We start from the raw sequence: 7190 nt of genomic DNA on the forward strand, positions 1-7190 counted from the left end.
AAGTATGCCGTGAGAAAAAAAGGGGCAGCTTTTTGCTTTTGCAGCCATTGGTCTTGATGTTTGAACGGAAGCTGGCAAGTGGTAAGGGGAAGGCCATAGAGTACGTGATCACTAAATTTTATCCCGTTATAGGAATATTGGGTTTTATAAGCTATAGAGAAGGCTATACCGAGGGGAGGGGGCTCTTAAGTCTTAAAGAGAAGATTGGATAATCTTCAGAGCACAAAATTATATGTCTACTAGAAAAAATAAGGGCGTTCTTGTATCTCATGTGCTTCTTATTCCACACCGTTCCAAAGCTAGTATCTCTAGCCTCAGTACAATGAGGTACAAATCAGATGATTTCTTACCCTACCTTAAATACACTTTTGTGAAAATTACTTTAAAGGTCGTGTGTTAGCTTATGCAAAATCTTTTATGGAAAGAGCTTATTGCTCTAAGAGCAAGGAAAAAAACGTATAAGGTTCCAGTGATTAAGGTTCCAGTGATAATGAAGAACTTATCGATGAAGTTTATAATCTTATCTTATTTAATTTATACTAAATCACCATCAAGCTCTATAGGATATTCAGACGTTTGAAAAAAGGATTTTATTTTTTCTGAGCTTGAGGAGCGAATAATTTGAGATTTCTGCATAAAGCAAACATGGAAAAATTGTATTGATTGATAATGTCTTTTATCAGATAAGAGGATGAGAGCGATGAGAAAAGGATATTTCTTTCAATATCGTAACGTGAATCAATAAACAATAAAACGCCAACATCGTTCTCAAATTGATTGACTATAATGAGTTGAATATCTGTAGCCAAAAGAGTGCAACCTTGAAGATTGAAGACATTTGTAAAATCGTGTACAGAAATTGAAGTTCCCATAATATTATAAAAAATTGCTGTTCTTCCTTTCAGGTGTAAGGTATGGCTATGATAGCCACAATCGCATGATTGATCATATGCAATATGAACAACATCACCTGTGGCGTGTTCAAGTAATGGTGCATCTTCAGGATAAAAAACAGAGACAATTAATTCATCATTTTTAGAACTTGAATTGACTTGAATGTGATCATAAAGATCATTAATGTCACCATTAATCTTGGCTATAGTAGTAAGAATAGTGCTATTTTTTATACGAGCTATCTTATTATAAAATTATGTAGGGTAGGAGAAGAACGTATAGGTATCTAATTTACGCGCATAAAGGCTTTTCAGGGATTAAATCTAAACTCAGATTTTCTCTCTTTACAGAGTCAGAACTGTATTTTTATCATAACGACTAGCTTCTCTATCATAATATTTCTTCACGAGAGCTTTCCAAAAATAGTACACCAGCTAGTTTGTTCTTAAAAAAATAATCAAGGCAATACTTTCGCACCATCCTCATTCGCTGTCTTTAAGGGTGCCTTTTGCATTTACAGAAATTTCCCACGGACTTTAGAAGCGGAGCCTAGAAAAGTGGGGAAGAGGAGAACCATAGGGTGCTGTGACTACTCATGTTGTCATGCTATAGAAATATTTGGTTTTGTAGGGTAGCAGCAGCCCCCCTTTAATGCTTTTTAGGCATTAAAAATGGCATGAGAAAATGCTGGTAGTTGTGATATGTTTTTTCTAAAGTTTTTTAATTATGGCTGATCCATGAGCTCTAAGATATACATTGAGAGAGAATGGGCGGCATTAAAAGTTAAATGCGCATGGTGAGGTTTGAGATTGATTAGTTTAAAATCCTTTTCTGAGCGGCCGTGCGCTGCACTTTTCTTGTTTCTTAAACTCATAGTACCATCTACAATTTGATACAGACCGGATGCGATCATTTTTAAGTCATTTTCATCTAGATCTTGATTTTTTAAGTTTTCTTTCTTCATATCTTCGGGATGGATCTTAGCTTTCTTAACGACTTGTTTCCATAAAACGGGCAGCGTATTACGGGCGTTTTCTTCATATGAGATAGAATGGTGGTCGAGATAAGCTTTGCAAGAAGCTTCCAATAGATTTGCTGCAAATAGAACCGCCTCCTTTGGATCTTTTTCTATATTTTCTAATGCCCTTTTTATTTCGATTTCTACTGCTGAAAGTCCTTTCTCTGTAATACGTTTTTGTAGCTCTTCTGTAGAGAGGAGACCAGCTTTTTGCAATTCTTGTGTGGAGGTCAGCTCCTTCTTGATAATATATCCTCCACGCTGATATTCTAATCTATCTTTCTTTAACGTTTCTAAAACTTTACGTTGATCTTCTTTTAACTGTAGAGTTTTTTTGTATAACGATGAATTCAATCCGGTAGGGTCTGGATCATAATATTCTTTTTCCATAAAATCACTAAGCAGGTTACCAAGGACTTCAAGTGGTTCTTCGCATTGAGAATTGATTGCACGTAGCCACACTTTAACTTTTTGGATTTTTGTACCTTCTGGAATTTCAGAAGGAGCAAATGATGCAATAAACAATTCATCTAACTCGTTATGCGTATAATGGTACGCAAACATTGGAGGAAGTAGTCCAATGATTGCAGGAGGAATTTTGTTTTTTTGAGATATTTTTTGCGGGGATGATAATTGCATTTTATGGCTTTATAATATCAAAAAGTGGTGTGTGGAGTGGTTTTTAGAGTATGATTTTATTGGCTTGACCTTGCATAGAAAGTCGCGCAACAATTTTGTGGCTTATATAAGATTTTTGAAAGGGAAATGCCATATTGTGTTTTAATTTTTTTCTCCTTTCATTGTTATAGCAGTGAAGCAGTGAAGGGGGGGTGAATAATGTGTGATAATTCGAAAAATATAGAATGAGAACAGAAGTATAATTTTGTATTATCGTAACTGCAATAGCATTCTTTATTGGCAGATTGTTTATTGGAGAGAAGGAAGCAGGCAATGCGCATAATCCCTGAACGGAAGGTTTTGTGACAAGAATTTCAACAATAGTATGTTAGAAAAAAATGTTGCGTGTGTTCTTTGCTTGTCAAAAAGAGCAGATGGGGCGCTTTATTCGCATAACCAGTAAAGAGCTCAAGTGGGACAAGAGAGAAGTTTAGCAATCTCGTTTATCTCGTCAAGTTTATTGCTTTCACTAAAAATGCTATTTTATGATATCCGCTGTTAATCTTGCATACTTGCTAAAGAAGAAATATAAACAGTTATCGTCTCTGTAAGGGAGCTTTAAGCAATGAAATTAGGTGTAAAAAAGCTCTGAAAAGCTTTTTTTGCCGTAAAACTTACAAGAAAAATTTAAAGGTAGGGAAATCTAAAAGCACACTGTAAAAATCAAAAAAACAATTTTTTTAAAGATGGTTTCCCGTATGTCATTGTATATTACGATTTTCAATGTTTTAAAAACTTCTCCCTCAAAGAGGAAAGCCTTTGTTCTTAAAGCGGGGGAGATTTGTTATAACAGTTAACAACAAAATAGAGAGAAGATGCTGTTTTACCAGCTGTTTTTGTTGCTTTATTCACTTAATCCCGTTGCAATTACCAAACCATAGTGATCAAAGAAGTGTGATATAGGGTGAATGAAATAACTTGGTTTGAAAGTGCGGTGCGATTTTCCACACCGCGATGCGTCGTGAAAAATGATCAGCATTGGGGGCTGGGCGGCGTATTCTATACTGGTGTTGTAGGGGCGTTTGTTAGTGATGGGATCTTGGATAGAAAATCATGTTGTCCTCTGTGGACACCTCCAAAGATACTATTCAGAAAATCGCATATTTCAATAGGTTTTTAGAGGTGTCTCATAGCATCAAAAAAATCATAAAATTACAAACAACATGTATGCTACTAGAGGTGTCCGATTTCAGAGTTTAAGGAGCTTGTCGGTTTAACGCTCTTTTATAGAATGATGAAGGCTGGGGCAAAGGTTCTAGCGCATTGGTATTCCTTAACAGTGGTAAAGGCTGTATAATTTTATACACCGTTGCAAATGTTATTGATAGGGCGTTCATACAAAAGCATATCATAAATCGGAATTTTTCTCTTGAGGCGATAAGAAGAGGGCTAGGCAAAACAGTAAAAATGCAGCGATAGAGAAGAGGAAGAATATGAGATATGTTTGACTTAAGGAAAGGCGTTGCTCTGTTAACGAATGTAGCAGAAAGCCAGCAAATACACCCCCTAAGGCTCCACCTATTTGCTGTAATATGCGTGTGATAACGGCTGTATCTTTGACGTATAAACTGTTGACATATTGGATGGGAGCAGACAAACATACAATGGTGGCGATGCCAAGCCCTACGCCTCTTAGCAAGAATCCAAGTCCATCCATGCTTATATTATAGCCGAAGCATAATAACCCAAAGCTTGATATCACCAAACCAATTCCTATCATGAAAAAGGGAGATTTTTCTTTCCACTTTTGGTAAATAAATTTCCTTCCAATCCATGCACCCACTCCTTGCAGAGCTAGGACTGCACCGATGATGAGAAGGCTATTTTCATGGGCTTGTTCCATGGCAATGGCTAGTGGGAAATAAACGAGGAAACTATAAAAAAGAAATGAAGCAACAAGCCCCATGATCATGAGCAATGTATAGCGCGCATTTTTAAATCCGCTAAAGACGATTAATTTGTTTTTTGCTTTCTGATTAGAAACAATGAATAATATGAGAGATATCACTGCTATAAGTGCTAGGATAAAGAGGGCGTTGTGGTTATTTATATTTCTGGCTTCTGTGAGGTAAAAAAACGAGAGAAGCGATATAGAAAATGCTAAAAATGCAAATAAGTTAAATTTTGTTTTTGTTGTTTCGTTGCTCTTTAAATGTTTTGCTCCAAGGGTGAGTGCCAATAAAATAAGCGGAATATTAATAAAAAATAACAAACGCCAAGACACATACTGAGCAAATGAAGCTCCTACAAGCGGTCCAAAGGCAGGAGCAAAAACCGTTGGTACGGCTATGGTGCCCATGGCTTGGCGCACTCGTGTCTGCCCAAATTGTAACGCAATAATGGTTTGGCTAAGGGGCAGCAAAAGGCCTGTCCCGAATCCTTGAATAATACGGGCAGATATAATGGTTGGAAAATTATAGCTTAATCCTACCCCCAGTGAGCCAAGCATAAAAATGAAGCTTGCAAGGAGCCAAGTTCTTTTTATACCTATTCTTCCTTGCACAAAAGCGGCCATTAGCAGCCCTGGAACGGTGGCTAGAAAATAGGACGTGACAACCCATTGTATATTATTTCCTTCCACGGAAAAATAACGCGCAAGGTCAGGAAGGATGACATTGACAATGCTCCCGTCTAGTAGAGGAAGTATGCTGGAAATAATGACGGTATATATGACATATTTTTCTGATTTGGTATAGGAATCTACCTTTTGCATGATCATGCTCCCTACAGATATTATTTTAGATATGGGGCCTGCGTCATAAATTACAGAGCTCTAAGAATGAACACGCATTTGTGATATCTGCAATTTTGATATTGGAATGAATGTGATTGGAAGTGCTGATGGTCCCCTTGTGTATAACCCGCCTTTTTCTCTAGAATTAAGCCATCAGTTAAGCTGATGTCAATGAGTTTATCGAGGAGTCTATTCGCTGTCAATTCAATCTGTATGAGAGCAAAAGCAGAACCTAGACGTGCATGCCTGCTCCATTTGCATTTATTATTTAACATGGAAAATGTTAAAATCTTTATAAATCAAATTATTGACTTAAAAGTCCAATGTTTGTTTATATATCATTTTTTATGATTAAATGATTATTTGGGTGTCAAATGTATTTTCAATAGTTTATAATTTTCTTTTATTAAATATGCTGCCCTTTCTGAAAAATGTTCGACAATCTCTTGATTGTTTAATAAAAATTAAAATCGGTTATAAGGAAGAGTTTGAAAATTATAGAGTAGGAAAAAGTTGCATTTTATAAACAACAAGGGAGGGTTGTTTCCATAACCCAAACATTTTTTCAAGTTGTTATGGTATATTTTTAAATTGCTTGATTGATAAAAGTTTCATAATTATCAGAAACAATATATTGGGTATTTTCTTCTAAAGCTTTGAAATGTTCATGACCGCAATAGAGTTTTGCTTTTTCCAGATCGCGCAAGATGTCTTCGAAAATACTTCCTTTGCTTTCCACAACAAAATACAGTTTTTCTTGCCCATCTTGCTCGAATAATACAGCCTAATTGGGAGTATATGATCCAAGAGGTGTATCAATTTTAAACCATTTAGGCAGTTGCGCATAAACTTTAATCTCATCGTTTTTTTTCAAACGATTGTGCAAAACTGAACTCAATATCTGAATCACAAATACATGATCATAAGGTGATTTATGGTTTTTTACATATTCTTTTATAAAACGATTTGCTTTATATTTATTAAAGTGCATTTTCTATTTTATTTTTTCATATAATTAGCCAATGAAGTTTTTGCTATAATATCGCAATTTGTAAAAGACTATTTTGGTAATTCAATATGAAATTTTTTATGTCGGTTTCTTGTATTGAAAGCAATGGTACGATTTTTGATATCTGATAAAAATATTTACAAAAGAATTAATAACGCATGATTATAGAATTTTGTCCTTTGTTTGAAGCATGTAAAGTTAAGCCATTGTTTATTGATAGATTTTATGTTCATTATTTATTTGATACATTTAATCTAGAATGTAAATATGTATTCATATCCTCAAACTAAAATACTGGTATTGAAGTGGTGAGAGTGTTGCTTTGTTGAGAATAGATAATTGGGTAGGTTAGTATTCCCTTTGTATCAGAGAATTCAACTTATTCTCTCATATTGTGTGTGGATGAAATGTTAACCGCATAATGCTCCCTCTTACATGAGATGTAAAATGGTTTCCATATTGAGAAAAGTTGTTGATCGTAGAGGAATATTTTTCTGCGAAATTTGTTTGGCTTGAATGGAAAAAATAGAGCAATAGCCGCATATTTGTTATGCTGTAACGGCATATATATAATCGATGGAGTCAACACTTCATTTAAGAAGTTTTTTAAAGGAAAAACATAAAAAAATAGAATTATTGAAAAAAATCTTTTATTTTGAATCTTGTCTCTCACGATTATAAAAGATTCACGTAGATTTCGAAAATTCTTGTTGTGTTGAAAAGCATGAAAAATCAAGAAAATTTTGCAAAAAAGCTGCACGCATAGTGCAGCTTTTTATATATTTGCTTTAAAGGTAGACGTTTTAAAGCATGAAAGTGTCTTTACGGCTTCTATAACCATAATAGCCAAAAACACT

General features: G+C 35.0%; 3 protein-coding genes and 1 pseudogene. 1 reads left to right on the forward strand and 3 read right to left on the reverse strand.

The window, feature by feature from the left end; all coding sequences use genetic code 11:
* Window positions 1-212: hypothetical protein (locus ACFIMW_RS08500; protein ID WP_375608789.1), on the forward strand; the 212-nt coding region annotated here is incomplete at its 5' end.
* Between the two features lie 1406 nt (window positions 213-1618).
* Here the strand turns inward: ACFIMW_RS08500 and ACFIMW_RS08505 are convergent.
* The 3 genes and pseudogenes from ACFIMW_RS08505 to ACFIMW_RS08515 all read right to left on the reverse strand — a co-directional run bounded on the left by ACFIMW_RS08505 (window position 1619) and on the right by ACFIMW_RS08515 (window position 6315).
* Window positions 1619-2551, reverse strand: coding sequence for an abortive infection family protein (locus tag ACFIMW_RS08505; protein ID WP_375608790.1), 933 nt, complete (start codon window positions 2549-2551; stop codon window positions 1619-1621).
* A gap of 1387 nt (window positions 2552-3938) precedes the next feature.
* Window positions 3939-5303 carry an MFS transporter gene (locus ACFIMW_RS08510; protein WP_375607520.1) on the reverse strand — a complete coding sequence of 455 codons (1365 nt, stop codon included), beginning with the start codon at window positions 5301-5303 and terminating at the stop codon, window positions 3939-3941.
* Between the two features lie 607 nt (window positions 5304-5910).
* Window positions 5911-6315, reverse strand: a pseudogene (locus ACFIMW_RS08515) (hypothetical protein).
* Window positions 6316-7190 lie beyond the last annotated feature (875 nt).

The organism is Bartonella sp. AC329YNZD (assembly GCF_042196685.1).
GTDB lineage: Bacteria > Pseudomonadota > Alphaproteobacteria > Rhizobiales > Rhizobiaceae > Bartonella.

Bases quoted from the DNA above. Each gene is read 5' to 3' on its own strand.
- ACFIMW_RS08505 (WP_375608790.1), bottom strand. From the start codon at position 2,551: ATGCAATTATCATCCCCGCAAAAAATATCTCAAAAAAACAAAATTCCT.
- ACFIMW_RS08510 (WP_375607520.1), bottom strand. From the start codon at position 5,303: ATGCAAAAGGTAGATTCCTATACCAAATCAGAAAAATATGTCATATAT.